At 61.0% G+C, this 18,567-nt stretch carries 17 protein-coding genes, 1 tRNA gene and 2 rRNA genes (1 of these 20 running past the window's edge); 7 read left to right on the forward strand and 13 right to left on the reverse strand.

All coding sequences use genetic code 11. The features are described 5' to 3' along the window. The 4 genes from OEZ71_RS09990 to OEZ71_RS10005 form a co-directional block, all read left to right on the forward strand. Positions 1 to 1,823, forward strand: a 23S ribosomal RNA gene (locus OEZ71_RS09990); it begins 1,013 nt to the left of the window's first position. A gap of 70 nt (positions 1,824 to 1,893) precedes the next feature. After that, positions 1,894 to 2,008 (forward strand): 5S ribosomal RNA (gene rrf, locus OEZ71_RS09995). A gap of 182 nt (positions 2,009 to 2,190) precedes the next feature. Next, positions 2,191 to 3,189 (forward strand): DMT family transporter, encoded by a 999-nt coding sequence (locus OEZ71_RS10000; RefSeq protein ID WP_263739801.1) that lies wholly within the window; start codon positions 2,191 to 2,193, stop codon positions 3,187 to 3,189. Between the two features lie 91 nt (positions 3,190 to 3,280). After that, positions 3,281 to 3,357, forward strand: a tRNA-Met gene (locus tag OEZ71_RS10005). Positions 3,358 to 3,480: 123 nt separating this feature from the next. Here OEZ71_RS10005 and OEZ71_RS20255 read toward each other — a convergent pair. Continuing rightward, a complete protein-coding gene (locus OEZ71_RS20255) occupies positions 3,481 to 3,600 on the reverse strand; it encodes a transposase domain-containing protein (protein ID WP_412175623.1) in 120 nt (39 codons plus the stop codon). Between OEZ71_RS20255 and OEZ71_RS10010 the strand changes: the two genes are divergently transcribed. Beyond that, a complete protein-coding gene (locus OEZ71_RS10010; RefSeq protein ID WP_263739802.1) occupies positions 3,559 to 3,684 on the forward strand; it encodes a transposase in 126 nt (41 codons plus the stop codon). The genes OEZ71_RS20255 and OEZ71_RS10010 overlap by 42 nt on opposite strands. Before the next feature lie 153 nt (positions 3,685 to 3,837). Here OEZ71_RS10010 and OEZ71_RS10015 read toward each other — a convergent pair whose 3' ends face one another. Further along, entirely contained in the window at positions 3,838 to 4,815 is a 978-nt protein-coding gene (locus OEZ71_RS10015; protein ID WP_263739803.1) for a ribose-phosphate diphosphokinase, read from the reverse strand. Positions 4,816 to 4,834: 19 nt separating this feature from the next. After that, positions 4,835 to 5,104, reverse strand: a complete 270-nt coding sequence (locus tag OEZ71_RS10020) for a hypothetical protein (RefSeq protein WP_263739804.1) — start codon at positions 5,102 to 5,104, stop codon at positions 4,835 to 4,837. Positions 5,105 to 5,153: 49 nt separating this feature from the next. Here OEZ71_RS10020 and OEZ71_RS10025 point away from each other — a divergent pair, with 49 nt between their 5' ends. Beyond that, positions 5,154 to 6,215, forward strand: coding sequence for a hypothetical protein (locus OEZ71_RS10025; protein WP_263739805.1), 1,062 nt, complete (start codon positions 5,154 to 5,156; stop codon positions 6,213 to 6,215). A gap of 244 nt (positions 6,216 to 6,459) precedes the next feature. After that, entirely contained in the window at positions 6,460 to 8,916 is a 2,457-nt protein-coding gene (locus OEZ71_RS10030) for a cation-translocating P-type ATPase (protein WP_263739806.1), read from the forward strand. Between the two features lie 96 nt (positions 8,917 to 9,012). Here the strand turns inward: OEZ71_RS10030 and OEZ71_RS10035 are convergent, their stop codons facing one another. The 10 genes from OEZ71_RS10035 to OEZ71_RS10080 all read right to left on the reverse strand — a co-directional run bounded on the left by OEZ71_RS10035 (position 9,013) and on the right by OEZ71_RS10080 (position 18,563). Continuing rightward, positions 9,013 to 9,978: a hypothetical protein gene (locus OEZ71_RS10035; protein ID WP_263739807.1), complete on the reverse strand. Its 966-nt coding sequence runs from the start codon at positions 9,976 to 9,978 to the stop codon at positions 9,013 to 9,015. An 11-nt stretch (positions 9,979 to 9,989) separates the two neighbouring features. After that, positions 9,990 to 11,417 (reverse strand): MBOAT family O-acyltransferase, encoded by a 1,428-nt coding sequence (locus tag OEZ71_RS10040; protein WP_263739808.1) that lies wholly within the window; start codon positions 11,415 to 11,417, stop codon positions 9,990 to 9,992. A gap of 36 nt (positions 11,418 to 11,453) precedes the next feature. Beyond that, positions 11,454 to 12,020 carry a hypothetical protein gene (locus tag OEZ71_RS10045; RefSeq protein WP_263739809.1) on the reverse strand — a complete coding sequence of 189 codons (567 nt, stop codon included), beginning with the start codon at positions 12,018 to 12,020 and terminating at the stop codon, positions 11,454 to 11,456. Between the two features lie 23 nt (positions 12,021 to 12,043). Then, positions 12,044 to 12,598 (reverse strand): hypothetical protein, encoded by a 555-nt coding sequence (locus OEZ71_RS10050; RefSeq protein ID WP_263739810.1) that lies wholly within the window; start codon positions 12,596 to 12,598, stop codon positions 12,044 to 12,046. Then, the gene (locus OEZ71_RS10055; protein WP_263739811.1) at positions 12,588 to 12,956 is read right to left on the reverse strand and encodes a type II toxin-antitoxin system MqsA family antitoxin; all 369 of its coding nucleotides are present in this window, start codon (positions 12,954 to 12,956) and stop codon (positions 12,588 to 12,590) included. The genes OEZ71_RS10050 and OEZ71_RS10055 overlap by 11 nt, the downstream gene beginning before the upstream one ends. Beyond that, on the reverse strand, positions 12,913 to 13,884 hold the full coding sequence (locus OEZ71_RS10060) for an alpha-ketoacid dehydrogenase subunit beta (RefSeq protein ID WP_263739812.1): 972 nt from the start codon (positions 13,882 to 13,884) through the stop codon (positions 12,913 to 12,915). Before OEZ71_RS10060 ends, OEZ71_RS10055 begins: the two co-directional genes overlap by 44 nt. Before the next feature lie 34 nt (positions 13,885 to 13,918). Further along, positions 13,919 to 15,142 (reverse strand): thiamine pyrophosphate-dependent dehydrogenase E1 component subunit alpha, encoded by a 1,224-nt coding sequence (locus OEZ71_RS10065; RefSeq protein WP_263739813.1) that lies wholly within the window; start codon positions 15,140 to 15,142, stop codon positions 13,919 to 13,921. A 212-nt stretch (positions 15,143 to 15,354) separates the two neighbouring features. After that, entirely contained in the window at positions 15,355 to 16,245 is an 891-nt protein-coding gene (locus OEZ71_RS10070) for a F0F1 ATP synthase subunit gamma (RefSeq protein ID WP_263739814.1), read from the reverse strand. After that, entirely contained in the window at positions 16,232 to 17,791 is a 1,560-nt protein-coding gene (locus OEZ71_RS10075) for an alternate F1F0 ATPase, F1 subunit alpha (RefSeq protein WP_263739815.1), read from the reverse strand. The genes OEZ71_RS10070 and OEZ71_RS10075 overlap by 14 nt, the downstream gene beginning before the upstream one ends. Next, the gene (locus tag OEZ71_RS10080; RefSeq protein ID WP_263739816.1) at positions 17,781 to 18,563 is read right to left on the reverse strand and encodes a F0F1 ATP synthase subunit B family protein; all 783 of its coding nucleotides are present in this window, start codon (positions 18,561 to 18,563) and stop codon (positions 17,781 to 17,783) included. Before OEZ71_RS10080 ends, OEZ71_RS10075 begins: the two co-directional genes overlap by 11 nt. Positions 18,564 to 18,567 lie beyond the last annotated feature (4 nt).

Here is an 18,567-nt window from a genome sequence, read left to right on the forward strand (position 1 = left end):
ACAGCTAAGGCCCCCAATTCGTGGCTAAGTGGGAAAGCATGTGGGACTTCCAAAACAACCAGGAGGTTGGCTTAGAAGCAGCCATCCTTTAAAGATAGCGTAACAGCTCACTGGTCTAATTAAGAGGTCCTGCGGCGAAGATGTAACGGGGCTCAAGCCACGAGCCGAAGCTTAGGATGCACAGCAATGTGCGTGGTAGCGGAGCGTTCTGTGATATAGCACCGTCCGATTTTAGCCTTCCTTCGGGAAGGTTCCGATCGGAAAGGTGCTTACTGTGAAGCCGGGCTGTAAGGCATCCGGTGGAGTGATCAGAAGCGAGAATGTTGACATGAGTAGCGACAAACAGGGTGAGAGACCCTGTCGCCGAAAGTCCAAGGGTTCCTGCTTAAAGCTAATCTGAGCAGGGTAAGCCGACCCCTAAGGCGAGGCCGAAAGGCGTAGTCGATGGGAACCAGGTTAATATTCCTGGGCCAGGAGGATGTGACGGATCTGAGCCGTTGTTTGCCCTTATCGGATTGGGTGAGCAGCCAACAGGTTCCTGGAAATAGCCCTCCATTAGATCGTACCCTAAACCGACACAGGTGGACTGGTAGAGAATACCAAGGCGCTTGAGAGAACCACATTTAAGGAACTCGGCAAAATGCTCCCGTAAGTTCGCGAGAAGGGAGCCCCGTCTGTAGGCAACTATGGGCGGGGGGCACAAACCAGGGGGTGGCGACTGTTTACTTAAAACACAGGGCTGTGCGAAGCCGTAAGGCGACGTATACAGTCTGACGCCTGCCCGGTGCTGGAAGGTTAAAAGGAGGGGTGCAAGCTCCGAATTGAAGCCCCAGTAAACGGCGGCCGTAACTATAACGGTCCTAAGGTAGCGAAATTCCTTGTCGGGTAAGTTCCGACCTGCACGAATGGCGTAACGATCTCCCCGCTGTCTCAAATGTGGACTCAGCGAAATTGAACTGTGTGTCAAGATGCACACTTCCCGCGGTTAGACGGAAAGACCCCATGCACCTTTACTATAGCTTCGCACTGGCATCAGGATTGTGATGTGCAGGATAGGTGGTAGGCTTTGAAGCGGGAACGCCAGTTTCCGTGGAGCCTCCCTTGAGATACCACCCTTCGCACTCTTGATGTCTAACCGCGGCCCGTTATCCGGGTCCGGGACCCTGCGTGGTGGGTAGTTTGACTGGGGCGGTCGCCTCCCAAAGAGTAACGGAGGCGCGCGAAGGTTGGCTCAGAGCGGTCGGAAATCGCTCGTTGAGTGCAATGGCAGAAGCCAGCCTGACTGCGAGACTGACAAGTCGAGCAGAGTCGAAAGACGGCCATAGTGATCCGGTGGTCCCAAGTGGGAGGGCCATCGCTCAACGGATAAAAGGTACGCTGGGGATAACAGGCTGATGATGCCCAAGAGTCCATATCGACGGCATCGTTTGGCACCTCGATGTCGGCTCATCTCATCCTGGGGCTGGAGCAGGTCCCAAGGGTATGGCTGTTCGCCATTTAAAGAGGTACGTGAGCTGGGTTTAGAACGTCGTGAGACAGTTCGGTCCCTATCTGCCGTGGGTGTAGGATACTTGAGAGGAGTTGCCCCTAGTACGAGAGGACCGGGGTGAACGTTCCACTGGTGGACCAGTTGTCGTGCCAACGGCAGTGCTGGGTAGCTATGAACGGACAGGATAACCGCTGAAGGCATCTAAGCGGGAAGCCCCCCTCAAAACCAGGTATCCCTTGAGAGCCGTGGAAGACCACCACGTCGATAGGCCGGAGATGTAAGCGCTGTGAGGCGTTCAGTTGACCGGTACTAATTGCTCGATAGGCTTGATTTGATCCAGCAGAAGCCAGACTTCTCTGATCGAACAGCGGACTTGGACGCTGATTGTTGTGCTTCTTTCTCGGTTTGGTGGTCATAGCACGAGCAAAACACCCGATCCCATCCCGAACTCGGCCGTTAAGTGCCGTTGCGCCAATGGTACTGCGTCTTAAGACGTGGGAGAGTAGGTCACCGCCAAACCTAGTAAGAAGCACAAACGTATCTCTCTACGATGTATTTTCCAGACTGTTCGCCGCCGCCCGTTGGGCGGTTTTTTTGTTTCGGAAGCAAGATTCCCGCTTGCGACGCTCCGGTGTCGTGGATCGCACAGACGTCACTGGCAATATCGCCAGCATGAGCCGAGTGGCTGTTAGGGATCGCGCGTGTCAGCAATACCGGAACCAAAATCCGCCGAACCCGCGGCTTCGCTCGAACGTCCCCTTGCCGGTATTCTCTATCTGCTTGGTGCCACAACGATATTTCCGATCCAGGACGTCATCATCAAGATGCTGAGCGGTGATTACGCCGTGCATCAGGTGGTGTTTCTGCGCAGCGCCTTCGCGCTGCCGATCGTGCTGATTATTTCAAGGTTTGAAGGACAGTTGTGGCCGCTCAAGATCGGGTCCTGGCGATTACAACTGTTGCGGGGACTCGCGGCCTTCGCGTCCTACATGGTCTACTACATGGCGCTGGCGACCATCGGTCTTGCTGAAACGGCAGCCATTACGTTCACGACACCAATTTTCGTGACGCTTCTGGCGGTTGTTTTCCTTGGCGAGCGTATCGGCCTATTCCGCTGGTTAGCCGTCATCATCGGCCTCATCGGCGTTGCCGTGATCGTCCAGCCGGGGCGCGGAGTATTCGAACCCGCCGCAGTCCTCGCGCTCCTTGCAGCTATTACATACGCGGCTTCGATTATTGCGACGCGAAAACTCGGGCACCGGACAAACGGCAGCACAATGACGGTCGTCACCTTGCTGATCTACCTCGCGGCGGGCAGCAGTCTGGGTGTCGTCTTTTCCCTCGTAGACATGCAATCGCCGCATCCAAGTTTCGCCTTTCTCTTTCGTGAGTGGAAATGGCCCGATCCCAGAGATTGGATGCTATTGCTGGCAATCGGCGTGACGTCAGCGCTTGGCTTCTTCGCCCTCTCGCAGGCATACCGTCTGGCCGAGGCAAGCGTGGTCACACCCTTCGAATATACTTACATGCTCTGGGCCGTATTGTGGGGCTGGGTCTTTTTCGGCGCCCTGCCGGCATTCACGACGTGGATCGGCCTTTCCATGATCGTTGGCGCAGGATTACTGATCGTATTCCGTGAAGTCGCCCGTGGACGCAGGATCGTCCGCCGCCGAGGTCTCGGCGTTCTGCGACAGCGCTGATCGTATCCCGGTCCCTCTGGGATAATTAAAAGAAATCATCATTTTGCCATTGCGCCCGCCGCCAAGCACAACTACATAGTCCCCGAATTGGCGCGGGGTGGAGCAGCCCGGTAGCTCGTCAGGCTCATAACCTGAAGGTCGCAGGTTCAAATCCTGCCCCCGCAACCAAGTTCCTACGCGGTATCAGACGCTTACGCGCCGCCCCACGGGGCGGCGTATGCATTTCCAACACCTGTGGAAGCACAGTGGTAGCAAGAGCGTCGTAAGCGTCCAGCGTGACCGCTACCCGTTTCAGCGCCACGGCAGCAGGTTGTCGACCTTTTTGATCTTGTAGTCTGTGATGTGGGCGAGGGTGTCGGCGGGCCGGACATGAGGATCGACGGCGTTGAGCTTCGCCGTTTCGATCAGGATAACCGCTTTATCAAGAAACGGACCCGGCCGATACTCGGCTTCAAGTCCTTTGTGTCAGTCGCCGCAATGCTCAAGGGCATCTAGATTGGGAACATGACACGATAGGGCCTGATGACGCTGGATTCTGTCCGTTTGCGCAGTTTGCTGCATTGGCTGAGTAGACCATGCGAAGCTAGCACACCCCTGCATTCAGGCGACAACTTCACGACAAAACCGGCCCGTCAATAGTGCTGCAGGTCATTTCTGCACCGACCGCGCACTTACTGGCAGCGAGTTGTGCTCAGCATTGATGGCATCGGCGATCATGGGCGCACAGGAGAGGATGCGAAGTCTGTCGCCAAAGCGGGTGGCCCACGCAGGATTGGGAGTGGTGCTGTCGGTCAGAGTGATCGTGTCAACCAAAGATGTTTCGGAGAGCGCGGCAACGGCATCTTCTGTCAGCAACCCGTGTGTTGCGAACGCGTGCACTTCAACCGCACCATGTGCGCGCACTGCACTTGCTGCTCGCAGGGTCGTGGAACCGCCGCAGATCATGTCATCGACGATGTGGACGACGCATCCGTCCACATTGCCCGCGAAATGGCTGCCAGAGACTACGCCAGCGCTCCGGCGTTTCTCCATAAAGCCGAACGGCACGTCTTTGCCTGTTGCCTCTTGAAGCGCCTCGCGCATTAGTTGTGCGCGCTTCACGCCGCCCGGGTCAGGTGAGACAACTGCCTGAGTCCGAGCCGTGGGACGTGCGGTGATCTCGCCAGCGAACATGCTCCCAGTCGAGAGATGCAGCACCCGGCAGCGATGAGCATTCTCGAACGCTGCCGGGTTGTGGACCTCCAGCGTCATAAGTGAATCAACACCGATTGCTTCGAAGAATTGCGCAACATAGCGGGACGTCACCGGATCCTGCGGCTTCGTCCGCCGGTCCTTTCGGGAATACGGAAGATAAGGGGTGATGGCGGTGACGCGCGCGGCGCCATGATCGCGGCACGCTGCGAGAAAGAACAAAAGACGCAGTAACTTGTCGTTGGCCGATGCCCCGGTTTCTCCGTTCAATGTGTGCAATACGAAGACATCGTGGCCGTTTACCTCTGTGAGCGGACGCGCCTTGTGTTCGCCGCCGTCGAATTCCCGCTCTTCGTGCGGCGCGACATCAAAGCCACCCGCTTTGGCGATATTGTGGCCAAGTGCCTTCGATCTATCGAGCGCAAAAAACAGCATCTCCCATCTATGTCGATTCTCAGGGCAAAGCGTGTTGACGACCGTCAATGCGTCCTTGCCCTGCTTGTGAAATAAGAAAGACAACACCTCGCTGCGCAGGAAAGGAATCCGAATGGCTGTCGCAGGGATTCCGACGGTTGGTCATGTCCCTCAGGCGTTCGCTGAATGGCTGAATGACCTTTGTGACGATCCCGGCTGTCAGAAAGCGCCGCTCGAAGATTCTGAACCTGCCGCTTCGGCAGTAATAGATCTGCTCCGCCGCCATGTCTCCTGGGGCGAGTTCCAGCACGTCAAGCGCGCCGTGCGAAAGCCAATTCAAGAACTCTGGGATTGAGGCAGTGCGCGCGGTTTCGACGACCGTGAAAACCGCCAGAAGCGAGGCGGCATCGCATGCGGACAAACTTGCCGAGTTGCGGGCCTTTCTGGAAAGTGGCAGGGCTTGGCCCGGCGAACCTCGACCGGAGTGCATCGAAACGCATGCCTCGCTGGTCTACTTGACGCGCAATTCTGCATGGAAGCTGAAAAAGCCGGTCCGCTTGGTTCATGTTGATCAACAATCCCTGAAAAACCGAACGCACCTTTGCCGCGAGGAATTGAGGCTGAACAGAGAACTCTCAGGCGATCTCTATCGTGGTTTGACGCCCATCGTCCGGAGGCCCGACGGGTCGTTGGTTCTTGGCGCGGAGGGGAGCATTGTCGACTGGCTGATCGAGTCGCGGCGGCTACCGGCATCCGAGATGCTGGACGTCCGCCTCGTCGACGGGCCCCCACCTCAGTGTAGCGAGGTCAAAGCATTCTGCGACGTGTTGGCTGAATTCTACCGGCGCCAACCGAAATCACCCGATGCTGGTGAAGTCTTCTATCGACGTTTGGTGTCAGACAGCGAGATCGCGGCGGCGCATTTGCGTGAAATGGCATCCAAAACGATGGTGCCGGTCCCCGAGCAGACCTTCGGTTTCGCGGCAAAGGCACTCGAGGCCTGTTGCAGTGAGATGATCGAGCGCGGCCGACAAGGGCTCATAGTCGAAGGACACGGCGATCTGCGAACCCAGCATGTCTGCCTGATCAGGCCGCCTGTTGTGTTTGATCGCTTGGAAATCGACCATGGAATACGCTTGCTTGATCCGTTTTACGAGATCAACGGACTTGGTCTTGAATGTAGCCTGATGGGATCAGGTTGGATCCGTTCGGTTCTACTCGCCGAGCTGTCCCAGACAATGATTCACCCGTCTCGCGAACTGCTGTTTGCCTATGGTGTCGTCGCCTTTTTGACGCGGGCACGCATCGCCGCCGACCACTTCAGGGATGCCGAAGTCACAACCCCTGAGAAGTGGCGCGCGAAAACGAAACAAAATGTCGATGCGGCCGTACATTTGGTTGCACAAGCACGCTCCAACTGAACCGACATGCTTTGCATGCGGGTTGTGATCTCGTGTCGGCCTAGCGGTGGTGCAGCACGAACCGAGAACCGGGCAAAGCGGGAATCGACGGATTGCGTTGACAATCGTCAATGCTGAACAGGGTCCGCCATCGTTGACTGGGGTTTGAGATTTCGCGGAACTTTGAATGGCCGGGGATCGGCATCCACTGCATCAGTTCACTTCGGTTCTTTTCTTCTCCCAACAATGATGAGCGGTCAGATAATTGCAACGCAACGCCCCCATTGAACGGCTTGAGGGATTGTGGAGCCGGGACGTTGGTCTTTACGGGCCCGAGGTGGCTAAGCGGCTCGCCAAGTATGGACCGAACGCCATCCTTGCAGACAGCTCTTCAGGCTGGCTTGAGGTTCTTCGCAATACGATTAAAGACCCGATGATCTGGTTTCTCGTCGGGACCGCCACCCTGTTTATCGGTCTGGGTGATTATACAGAGGCGGCCGTTCTTGCCGCCGCGCTGATCCCGATTGCCGGGATGGACATCTACCTGCACCGGCGGACAGAGGCGTCGACGGAAGGTTTGCGGGCGCGGCTGGCGTCGCAAGCGCGGGTGATCAGGGATGGGTCAGAACGGGACTTGCCTGCGGTGGGCCTTGTGCCCGGCGATCTTGTGATCGTACCGGCTGGCGCTTACTTCCCGGCTGACGGCCTGCTCCTCTCCGGCACTGCTCTGCAGGTCGATGAGTCCACCCTGACCGGCGAGGCCATGCCGGTCCGCAAGGAATCGATCTCCCGGCCACCGCAAAATGCGGCGGGCGTGGGGATCGAGGCTACGCATTGGGGAATGGCCGGGACTCGTCTCCTGACCGGTGAAGCCCGGCTTCGTGTCGCATTGACCGGGAAGGAGACGCTCTACGGTGAGATCGCACGTCTTTCGAGTTCGACACGAAACGAACTGACGCCCCTGCAGGACGCTATTGGGCATCTGGTGCGTATTCTCCTCGTGATCGCCCTTCTCCTTTGCACGGCACTTGCAGTCATCCGGTATGTCCAAGGCTACGGAATAGTGGACGCCCTGCTAAGCGCCATCACCCTGGCGATTGCGGCTCTGCCGGAGGAGTTTCCTGTTGTCTTCTCTTTCTTCCTCGGGCTGGGCGTTTTCCGCTTGGCCAACCAGCAGGCGTTGGTCCGTCGTGCGGTGGTCGTCGAAAACATCGGCCGCGTCACCTGCATTTGTACAGACAAGACAGGCACGCTGACCGAGGGGCGCCTGTCGCTTGATCATGTGGTCCCGGCTGCCGGCCTGTGTCGCGAGGACGTTCTCGCGATCGGTGCCACGGCATCCCGCGCGGAAACGTCAGATCCGCTGGATCAGATCCTCTTGAAGCATGCGTCCGCCTGGCATGTCGCGGTTGAAGCCGTCTTCCCCTTCACAGAGGACCGCCTGCGGGAGACAGCCATCGTACGGGTGGCAGATCAAGGCTGGCGCGCAGCCATGAAGGGTGCGCCCGAGACCGTTCTCGCCATGTGCGACCTGACGACCGAGGACCGCGAAACCTGGCTTCGACAAACACATGAGCTTGCGTCTTATGGGCACAAGGTGATCGCCGTCGCCACGAATTCGCTCAGCTCGTGGACCGACGAGGAGCCGCAAGCCGGCTTCGCCTTCGCAGGCATCCTCGCATTCTCCGATCCGGTGCGGCCCGGTGTCCGTGAGGCCGTGGGCGAGGCGCAGCGTGCCGGAATCCGCGTCATCATGATCACCGGCGATCATGCCCGAACCGCCAGGGCGATCGCGCGTGAGATCGGGATCGGCGGCCCTGAGCCTTTGGTCATCGACGGTGCCGGTCTGGAAGCGCAACGCAAGCAAACCCGAGGGCGGATTGACTTTGACGTCGTGGCGCGGTGCACGCCCGCCGAAAAGCTGGCTCTGGTCAAGGCGTTGCAGGCGCGGGGCGAACTGGTCGCGGTCACCGGGGACGGCGTGAATGATGCACCGGCGCTTCGCGGCGCGGACGTGGGTATCGCGATGGGTGAACGCGGGACGCGATCGGCGCGCGAAGTGGCGCCAATCGTGTTGCTCGACGACAATTTCAAGACGATCGTCCGGGCAATCGCAGAGGGACGACAGCTCTTCGTCAATCTGCGGCTCAGCTTCGCGTATCTTCTGATGCTGCACGCACCCCTGGTCGCGACAGCCGCTTTGATCCCTCTTCTCGGCTATCCGCTGCTCTACCTGCCGATCCACATCGTTTGGATCGAGCTGATCATGCATCCGACGGCCATGCTTGTATTCCAGAACTTTCCATCACGAGATGTACTGGGCCTCGCAGGCAAACGGCGACGGCTGCGCTTCTTTTCGCCGCCGGAATGGTTCAGGATCGTGCTTGTCGGGACGATGGCGACCGTGGTCATCCTCGGCGGCTACATATTCAATCTCGGCGCGGATCTAAACGTTCCTCACGCGCGGTCGATGGCGATCATGGTTCTCGTGATTGCAAGCGGTGCCATAACTGCCGCCTTGACGCGCCTTCGTACTCGGCCCGCGGTGCTGGCCAGCCTGCTTCCTGTCGTATCTGGATTGTTGGCCACGCAGTTGCAGCCGGTTTCTGCTCTGCTCCATCTTTCTCCTCTACACTTGGCGGATTGGATCATCGCCGCAAGCGCCGCAGTCGCGATCTATGCGGTCGCCGCCTTTTTCGAGAGTGAGAACTGTCGGCAGTAGATGAAACCGAAGGCAAGTTATTCCCGCCGGTATTCTCGTCGCGACCCGGCTTGCCGGACCAGAGAAAGACCCCGAAGCATCCGCCACTCAGACCTTTCATCGGTCAGCCGCGAGAATTGACTTTAGGTGCAGCTCATACAGCAGTTCGACACCGTCGCGGTTTAGGTGATCGGTGTCGAAATACAGCGCCGGGTCGTCGAGTGTCGCACTCAGATCGTGAAGCGGCACGTCCAGCCCGGAGAGGCGTGCGCGAAGCTTGGCATCAAAAGCCGCTTCACCGGGCAGCGATTCACGGAAGGCCTCGGGAACCGGCGGCCTGACAATGGCAACCTCCATCCCGGCTACCCGGGCACGGGCGATCATGCCTTCTAGTGTGTCCAGGTACCGGTCGAGTTTTGTGTCATCGACTGGTTCGGGGTAGAGGTAGTCGATTCTTGCCTTTGTCGCGTGACGCGATGGGCGAAAGACGCGGTCGAAGTGTTCAGCCCCGCGCCAGTCATCCTGTGGGAACCGGTCGGGCGGGTTCAGTTTCGAAAACACCGTAGCGTAGTCGAGAAGCGCGCTTGCGGGGACATCTTGGGAGATGACCAGATTACTCATTGTCACCAGCGTGGACAGCCTGAGCGGCGTCTTGCGCAGAAGCTTCCTGTCGGCGATCCGTTCCTCGTTCCAACGCGATGAGTGGAAAGCGAAGGAATCCGCGATATAGAGCAACCGACGGGGTCGCAGGTCTTCGATCGCCTGCAGCAGAACGAAATCACTAAAGAGCGGCCCGGCCCCCACTTCGGCCAGTACGATCATGCGCTGCCCCGTCTCATCCTCCAGCCGTTTGGCAACATCGCCGAATGCGAGCGGCAGGGCATGAGACGCGCCAAGGACGATCCAGTCGAATTGCCCGTCTTTTACAGTAAGGATCTTTTGAAAAGCCGAACCTCCCGCCTCCCGTCCGACGCGGACTTCCGCGACGGAGGCAGCGGCAACATAAAGGGCGAAGAATAGCCCTAGAAATCCGGCAAGGCCGATCACAGGCAGTCTCGGCGGTTTGCGGCGAAAGCTGTTCATACGGCGGCCTTTCAGAATTGCATGTAGACGAAGGCTTCGCTCTGCCAGCGGCCAAGGAATATCAGTGCGAAGAGACAGGCATACCAGATGAGCCAGCGCAGGGCGCGCGGCGCGGCGGCGAAGCGGTCCTCGATGCCGTGGCGTTCCAGCACGGTCTCGACGGCAAGCAGAGCGGCGATGAGACTGCCGAGTAACACATGCTCGGAGGTGAAGGGATAGCGGGGCAGAAGCGAGGGCAGTTCTGGCAGATTTTGCCAGATGCGCGTCAGGATCATCGTGGCGTCGCCGAGGTTGCCCGCGCGGAAGAACACCCAACTGATCAAGATCAGATGAAACACCACTAAGACGGCAAGCGCCGTGTGTATCTTGGCCGCCCAGGTCTTGCCAAGCAGTTTCCGAAACCTCTTCCGCACAGGATTGAGCGCCCGTTCACCCCAAATATAAATTCCATTCAGGAGGCCCCAGACGATGAACCCCCAGCCAATGCCGTAGCCCAGCCCGGCATGCCAAATGCCGCTAAGCATGAACACGATCATCAGCCCTGCATACATCCGCCAGGTTTTTCGGTCCGGTCCAGCGATGGGGTAATAGACGTAGTCGCGGAACCAGTCTGCGAGCGAGACATGCCAGCGCCGCGACCAGAACTCTCCGATCGAATGCGCAAAATACGATCGGCGAAAGTTCTCGGACAGGTTGATCCCGAACAGCCTCGACGTTCCGCGTGCGATATCGGTATAGCCAGAGAAATCACAATAGATCTGGAAGGCGAAAAAGTAGCTCGCGATGATCAGTTCGAGCGGCACTGCATAGGCCGGGATGGCATAGGTGCGATCGACAAAGGGCGCGAGGTTGTCGGCGATCACAACCTTCTTGACGAGACCCCAGAGAATGAGCTGGCATCCGGTCGCGAATTGCGGCCAGGTCAGCGGCGACGTGTCGGTCAACTCGTTCACGAACGGCCCGATCCGCTCAATCGGCCCGGCGAGGATCTTTGGGAACCAGGTCAGATAGAGCACGTCCTGCGCATCGTTCGGCTGTGCACCAGGGTCGCGATATCGGTCGATGATAAGCGCAATGGCAGTGAAGGCGTAGAAGGAGAAGCCGACAGGGGAGGTCAGGCCGAGCGCCGGCAAGGCCCCGGTGCCTGCGGCAAGCGGATCATAGTATTTCAAGAGACCCATCAGCGCGAGTATAGCGAGCGTCCCACTCCAAAGCGCCAAGCACCGCACGACCGGTGACTCGGCCTTTAGCACGTGCCCGACGATCAGGACTATGATGACGATTGCGCTGAGATGGATGAGATTCTCCAACCCGAAACTGCCGTAGAAGACGATGCTGGCGAGAACCAGCCATGGCAGCCGAAATCGCACGGGCAAACGCCAGAAGATGACGACCGCGATCGGCAGGAACAACAGGAATTCGAGCGTGTTGAACAGCATCGAGGAACGCCCTCCATCGCCCCATGGCCTTGCGCCTCAGTACGAAGCGCCGCCTGCGCGCAGTTCCGGCGGGATCTGGTCGATCGGAATCCCGGCATTGATCACCAGGTAATCCGCCAGCGCCTCGCGCTCGGCGGGCGTTGTCGCGATCTCGACATGGCTGGGCGAGTTCATGGTACGAAGCCACGCCTCCTGCGTCCGGTCCTGGGTAACGACGACGGTGATGATATGGCAGGACTGGCAGAGCGCCAGTGCCATATCGCGCCCGTCGCGGGGCAGTTCGGCATCGGCCGCGAGGGGCGCATTCGCGGCGAGGTAATGCGCGAGAGTATCGGTCTGCCAGCTGTCTAGCGCCTCAATCGCAGGCACGTCGGCCTTTGCGGCCTCCAGACGTCCGCCCCAGGCATCGGCATCGCCGCTTTCCGAAGCGATCGCAGCCTCCAGCACCGCGGACAAGCCATCCGCGCGTGCGTTCTGAAGAAGTGTTCTGCCGCCCTCCGGGATGAAGTCGAAAACATCCTCCTGCGCCAGCGCGACGGTGGCCATGCCGACCCCGAGCACGACCGTCGCAAGAATTACGGGACGGTGGGGAAGCAATCTCATTGGCGCGGACTCCCGTCTAAGCGTCAGAATCTGAGTTCCGGCGGCACGTCATCGAATTTCAGCGGCATGTTGATGGCGGAATAGTGGGCGAAGGTATCACGCTCCACCTCGCTCATCGGGATCTCGGCGTGGAACGGCGCCTTGAAGGTGCCGCGCCAGTTGGTTTCATCCCGGTCCTGCATGAGATAGCCGGTGAACAGCGAGTGGCAGAACTGGCACTGGGCGATCGCCAGTTCCTTGCCGTCGGGCGGCAGGAGCCCGGGATCGCCGGTTTCCACGAGCGACTGCGCCGTTTCAGCGACGACGGGGAAATTCAGCGCGGCATAGCCCGCGAAGGTCTCGATAGCGGCATCCGTGAGGTGGGGATTGCGTTTGCGCGCCCAGGCGGCCCACTCCTCGGCGCTCGCCTCGCGGGCGGCGGCTTCGGCGAGGCCCGCCGGGTCGCCGGGCAGAAGCGACTCCGAAAGGATTGAACCGCCGCCGGCCGGCATGAAGGCGAAATCGTCGCCCTGGGCCAGCACAGTCGCGGCCGACAGACCGACCGCGACAACCGCAGACAAGAGCCGCTTAACGCTCATCGCTCCCGCCTCCATCCCCTCGCCTCGGCGTCTCGAAGATGAAGACCGGCACGATCAGCTCACGTGCCGCCTCAGCAGACGGAAAGCCGCCCCCCTTCAGCATGTCTAGCCGCATCGCCGTCTCGTCCTCATAGAACTGCTCGCCGCACTGCCGGCAAACGAAGGCGGGCACGTCCTCGACCACGACAAGCCTGCCGCCGGACCAGAGCGCGGTCTTGATCCGGTCACGCGCGAGACGACCGTTGCCGCAGGACTCGCAGCGTGGGGCGGCGGCGTCCACCGGGCCCACCGTCGCCCCCCTGCCGCGCTCCGCCTCAGCCGACGAGGGCACGGGCCGCTCCTGCGATTCCTTCGGCATTCGGACGCATCCAGAGGAACATCTCGGGCGATGCCGGCGGCGGCGCGTCCGGGAAGGCCACACGCTTGAACTTCGCGCCCTCGACGTTCTCGGCGCAGCGCGCGACGACCTCGGCTCCTGGCGCGAGCGTGTAGTAGGACTGGTCCACGGTCAGGAGCCGCTTGGTCTTGGCGACCGAGTTGACGAGCGTTTCGGTGTCCATCTCCTTCAGGACCCGCAGGTCGATGACCTCGACCCCCATGCCCTCGCCCTTGAGCACCTCCGCAGCCTCCAGCACGCCCGGCATGCCGCCGCCAGAGCTGACGATGGTGATGTCGCCCCCTTCCATTCGAACCGCCGCCTTGTCGAGCGGCACCTCGTAGGGCTCGTCGGGCACTTCCTCGGTCAGGGTGCGAAGGCCAGCCGGGTAGAGATAGACCACCGGATCGGGCGAGCGCAGCGCGGCGTGCATCATCCCCTTCGCGTCGTACGGCGTGGACGGGATGACCGTCCGCACACCTGGGATGTGCATGTAGAAGCTGTCCTCCTCATAGCAGGAATGCTGCCCCGCGAAGCCTGGTGTCTGGCCGGTCATCTCAATTACCCAGACGACCGGCATCGAAGCCTTTCCTCCGGTCATGTGGCGGAGCTTTCCTGCGACGTTCTGGATCACCTCCAGGGGCATCAGCGCGCCCTGATAGGGGATGTAGGTCGCCGAGCGCGAACCGGCGAGACCGGCACCGAGAACGGCCGAGGCCATCCAGTTTTCGTCGATGCCGGTATTGACCACGCGCTTGCGTCCAAACTCGGTTTCCAGGTTGATCACCGGCAGCCCGGGGTTGGAGGCCACAGGCGGCGTCAGCTCGAATATCCAGGTCATGGCAGGATCGTCCTGCATTTCCTTCTGCACGGCTTCGAGGACCGCGTACATCCAGCTTTTCTCAGTCATGGTCGTGTCCTTTCAGATGCGGGGTCGCGGTGGCTCAGCCGAACTGGCGTATGGCGACCGTTCCCTCTGCGAAGACGTGCTTTAGGCCGTCCTCGGGCGTGCAAAGCGGCTGCGAGAGGCCCCATTCGAAGGCCTCCGCGATCTCGGCCTTGACCTCGTCCTCGATCTGGCCGGCGCGGACGTCGTCGAAGACGCCCCAATCGACGAGGATCTTGCGGGCTATGTCGACCGGATCGCGCTGCATCCAGGCGCGGACTTCGCGCTCAGGCCGGAACGAGGTGATGGCGAGCGGGTCGTAGCCGAAAGCGCCAAGCTCGCCCTCCTTCGCGCCGGGGGCGCCCCAGTGGTTATAGTAGCGATAGGTCTTCGCCTCGATGAAGGTCGGTCCGCCGCCAGCGCGGGCGCGGTCCACCGCCTCCTTGGCCACGTTGTAGACCTGCGTCACGTCCTGTCCGTCGACCGTGCGTGCCGGGATGCCGTAGGCGGCAGCGGCGTCGGCGATGTCAGTATGCGGGCAGGAATAGGAATAATGGGCGTACTGGTGATAGAGGTTGTTCTCGCACACATAGATCAGCGGTAGGTCCAGGATCTTCGCGTTGTTGAGCGTGGAGTGGAAATGCGGCGCGGCGTAGTTGCCGTCGCCCGCGAACACCACCGCCACCTGGTCCGATCCCCGCGCCCGGAAGGCGAAGGCGGAACCCGAGGCGATGACGGGCGCGGGCCCGATCATCCCGTCCGCGCCGATGAAGCCCACCGACGGGTCGGAGATATGCATCTCGGCCGCGTAGCCGCCGTTCATGCCAGTTGCACGGAAGTCCATTTCGGCGACCATCGTGGGGATATCCACGCCCTTGGCGATGGCGTGACCCGAGGGCCGGTGCGACGAATAGACGAGGTCGATCTGCTCGAACGGCCCGTCGTTGCGCAGGGCGGCGCAGACGCCGGTCGCAACCGCCTCCTGCCCGGCATAGAAGTGGTTGTAGCCTCGGTAGTCGGGGTTCCCCAACATCTGGTCTGCCTGGGTGCGTTCATGCCAGCGGATCTTCAGGATGGTCCTGTACATGTCGATAAGCCTGTCGTCTGGCAGGTCCATCGCGTGATAGCCGATGTCGCCATTTGCAAGCGCGCGCCGCGTCGAAACCGAAACAGCGGCGCCGGTCAGTGCGGCAAGCTTGAGAAAGCCGCGGCGGCTTTCCGATTCAGGCACGTGACCATCGTCTTGAGGGTAGGTCACCTCATGTCCGTCATGATCTTTCATTTCGTCCTCCCAACAACAGAGTCAGCACCACCAAGCCAATGAGGCGCTGGGACTGTTTTTTAGGGTGAACCTTGGGACAAATGTTGTCATTGACGCGCGTCAGTCGACTGCCGAACTGGTCCGATTCGTGATCATCCGCGACCGCGCTCCGGCAGTTCAGCATGCGAAATGCCCCCAACCATAACAGGCGCTGGCGACCGCCTCTGGCTTCTTCACCCGCTCTCGGTTTTGCGCACGGATTCGAAACCAGCGAGAATGTCGATCAGTTCGCGCGTGATCGCCTCTTGCCGCTTTTGCCGGAACTCTCCCATCAGGCCTTCGCGATGCTCGCCGATATTGCGTTCGGCCCTTTGCATCGACGCGAGGCGCGAAGCGTGTTCGCTCGCAAGGGACTCGGCCAGCGCACGGTAAAGCTGGACGAAGATCCGCTGGCCAACGAGCCAGGACAGGAGCTTGCCGCGTTCCATCCGGTAGATCGGCAGGCGACGCGATGGCCATGAGGCGCGGGCGAGGCCTTCGAGATAATCACACGGCACCGGCAGAAGCTGCCAGTCAGTCGGTGCACCGGGCCCCATGCCCTCGCGGCGATTGAAGAGTATCGAGACGGTGCCGACGTCGCCCGCTGTCCAGCGTTCGACCTCTACCGCGAGGGCATGGACGGTGGACACCAGTCCGCCGACGGAACCAGGTAGGAGAAAAAGCGTGTCAGGGGCGCGGCCGGCCGCCTTGAGCCGCGCTGCGACCCGCTGGCCGACCACGCAGAGATGCCGAGGGTTCCCACTGGCTTCGCCGGCCATCCGGTCCAGCGCGAACTGGCCGATCCGGTCGTTGAAGCGCCCGCAGAGGCCCCGGTCTGAACCTATGACGATCAAAGCGCAGCCGCGCCGCGTATCGCCCGGCAGGTCCGGTCGGATGCGACCCCCTTCATCACCGAGGACGATCTGCAGCCCGAGCGAGATGGTGCGCTCAAAATCCTCCATCGTTTCAACCGCGTGCTCATACTGACGAATGCTCGCGGATGAGAGCGACTTCATCGTACGGACAATGGAATGGATGTCGCCCGTCGTGCGAAGCCGTGCGGAAAGCGCCTCAAGCGACTGCATTGCCGCTCTCCGCTTCCGTGCGCAGGTCTGCAACGGCGGTATCCACCGCGGTCATCAACGCGTCGCGGTCCGCGGAATCGAGCTCGGCGCCGCCTTCGATCCCGGCACAAAGATCGGGGCAGGCATCGCGCACCGCCTTTGCCGCGCGGCGGCCCGCCTCGGCCACACGGTCGGCTGGGATCGTGTCGAAGAGCCCTTCGGTCGCGGCCAGCAGGACGGCGATCTGCGCTGGCACGTCAAGCGGCACATGTTCTGGCTGTTTCAGAACTTCCCGTACCCGCCGCCCGCGGTTGAGCCGGTTGCGCGTCTCGGCGTCGATCTGTGTACCAAAGCGGGCGAAGGTTTCCAATTCTTCGAACTGAGCGTAATGAAGGCGAAGGTCGCCCGCCACGGCACGGAAGGCTGGAAGTTGCGCCTTGCCACCGACGCGGCTGACCGAGGTGCCGATGTCGATCGCGGGAAGCTGGCCCTTCTCGAAAAGCTCGGGTGAAAGATAGATTTGCCCGTCAGTGATCGAGATGAGGTTGGTCGGGATGAAGGCGGAGATGTTCTGAGCCTGGGTCTCGATCACCGGCAGCGCGGTCAGTGAGCCCCCGCCATGTTCCTCCCGAAGGCGCGTCGAACGTTCGAGAAGTCGGGAGTGAATGTAAAAGATGTCGCCGGGATAGGCTTCGCGGCCCGGTGGCCGGCGCAAGAGAAGCGACAGTTCGCGATAGGCACGGGCATGCCGGGTCAGATCGTCGTAAACAATGAGAACGTCGCGCCCTTCGTCCATGAAATGCTCGGCCATGGTTGTCGCCGCGTAGGGTGCGATGAACTGCAGCCCCGGTGCATCGTCGCCGCTAGCGACGACGACAATACTGCGATCCAGCGCCCCAGCTCTGCGCAGCGTGTCGATCACCCGGGCCACGGCGGAGGCACGTTGACCGATGGCGCAGTAGACCGAGATCACGCCGCTCTGCTTCTGGTTCAGGATCGCATCGATCGCTATGGAGGTCTTGCCGGATTGCCTGTCGCCGATGATCAGTTCACGCTGGCCGCGGCCAATCGGGACTGCGGCGTCGATGGCCGTTATGCCGGTCTGGAGGGGCGCGCAGACAGGCGCGCGGCGCATAATCGGCGGCGCGGTGCGCTCCACCGGCGCCCGTTCGTGGCTGCGAACAGGCCCTCCTCCATCGAGCGGATGGCCTAGAGGATCGACCACACGGCCGAGAAGCGCCGCGCCAACCGGCGTGTCGACGATGCGCCGCATTCGGTGGACCTTATCGCCGGGCCGGATGCGTTCGGTGCCGCCGAGGACGATGACGCCGACCCGATCCGCTGCGAGGCTCGACGCGATGCCGATGCCGCCACCGGCGAAGGTCACAAGCTCATCGGCGCACAGGTCCGGGAAGCCGGCAATCCGGGCGATGCCATTGCCGACGCTGAGGACGCGCGCGATGTCGGCGATCTCGATCGCAGGTTCGGCTTCCGCGAGCATCCGGTCCATCCGGTCGAATAGGCTCTCGGCGAGACGTTCGGCGATAGTGGGGTTCTCAAGCTGCATCGGCCGCCTCGCTGGCCGCGCTGTCGAGGCTTTCGCCGACAAGAGTCTCGATCCGGTCAAGATAGCGGCTGGCGGACCATTCTAGGACCTGGTGGCCAAGTGTCAGGCGGATGCCGAGAAGTACATCCGCGTCGGTCCGGTATTCGACCTCGATCCCCTCCGCGATATGCTCGTGGACCGCGCGCGTGATGCGCCCGCGCGCGGTCGAGGCTAGCTCCATGCCGCTTTCGAGCAGAGCGGGTTCGTGCATCTTCACCGCCGCCAGTTCCAACCGCAGACGCTCCTCTTCCCCCAAAGACGCCAGCCGAAGAGAGAATTCTGTCGCAACCTGATCGGCAAGATCGGTATCGGCGAAGTCCGACAGAATGCGCCGCACGGAATCGCTGACATGGGCGGCCATGCGCTTTTGCATGTGAAGCGCGATCTCTGCCCGGTTCTCCTTGAGATGGTCGAGCCATGCGGCATGTTTCTGCTCGGCCTCGATGCGCAGTTCCTGTTCCAGACGTTTGCGCAATGCCTCAGCCTCTTCGTGCACCTTCGCCAATTCGCCCTCTCGGGCATCATCGAGGGTTCGCTGCTGTTGTCGCAGCGTTTCGGCCTCGGCTTCCGCGTCTTCCCGCGCGTGACGGGCGTCCAAGAGACGATCCGCGATTCGTCTTTCGCGCCGCGCCATCGCGCCGGTGATCGGACCGTAAAGGAAACGCTTTAACAGCCAGATGAGGGCGAGGAAATTCACAAGCTGCGCCGCAACGGTCAGCCAATCGATCTGCACGATC

Source organism: Albidovulum litorale (assembly GCF_025751495.1).
Taxonomy (GTDB): Bacteria; Pseudomonadota; Alphaproteobacteria; order Rhodobacterales; family Rhodobacteraceae; genus Albidovulum; species Albidovulum litorale.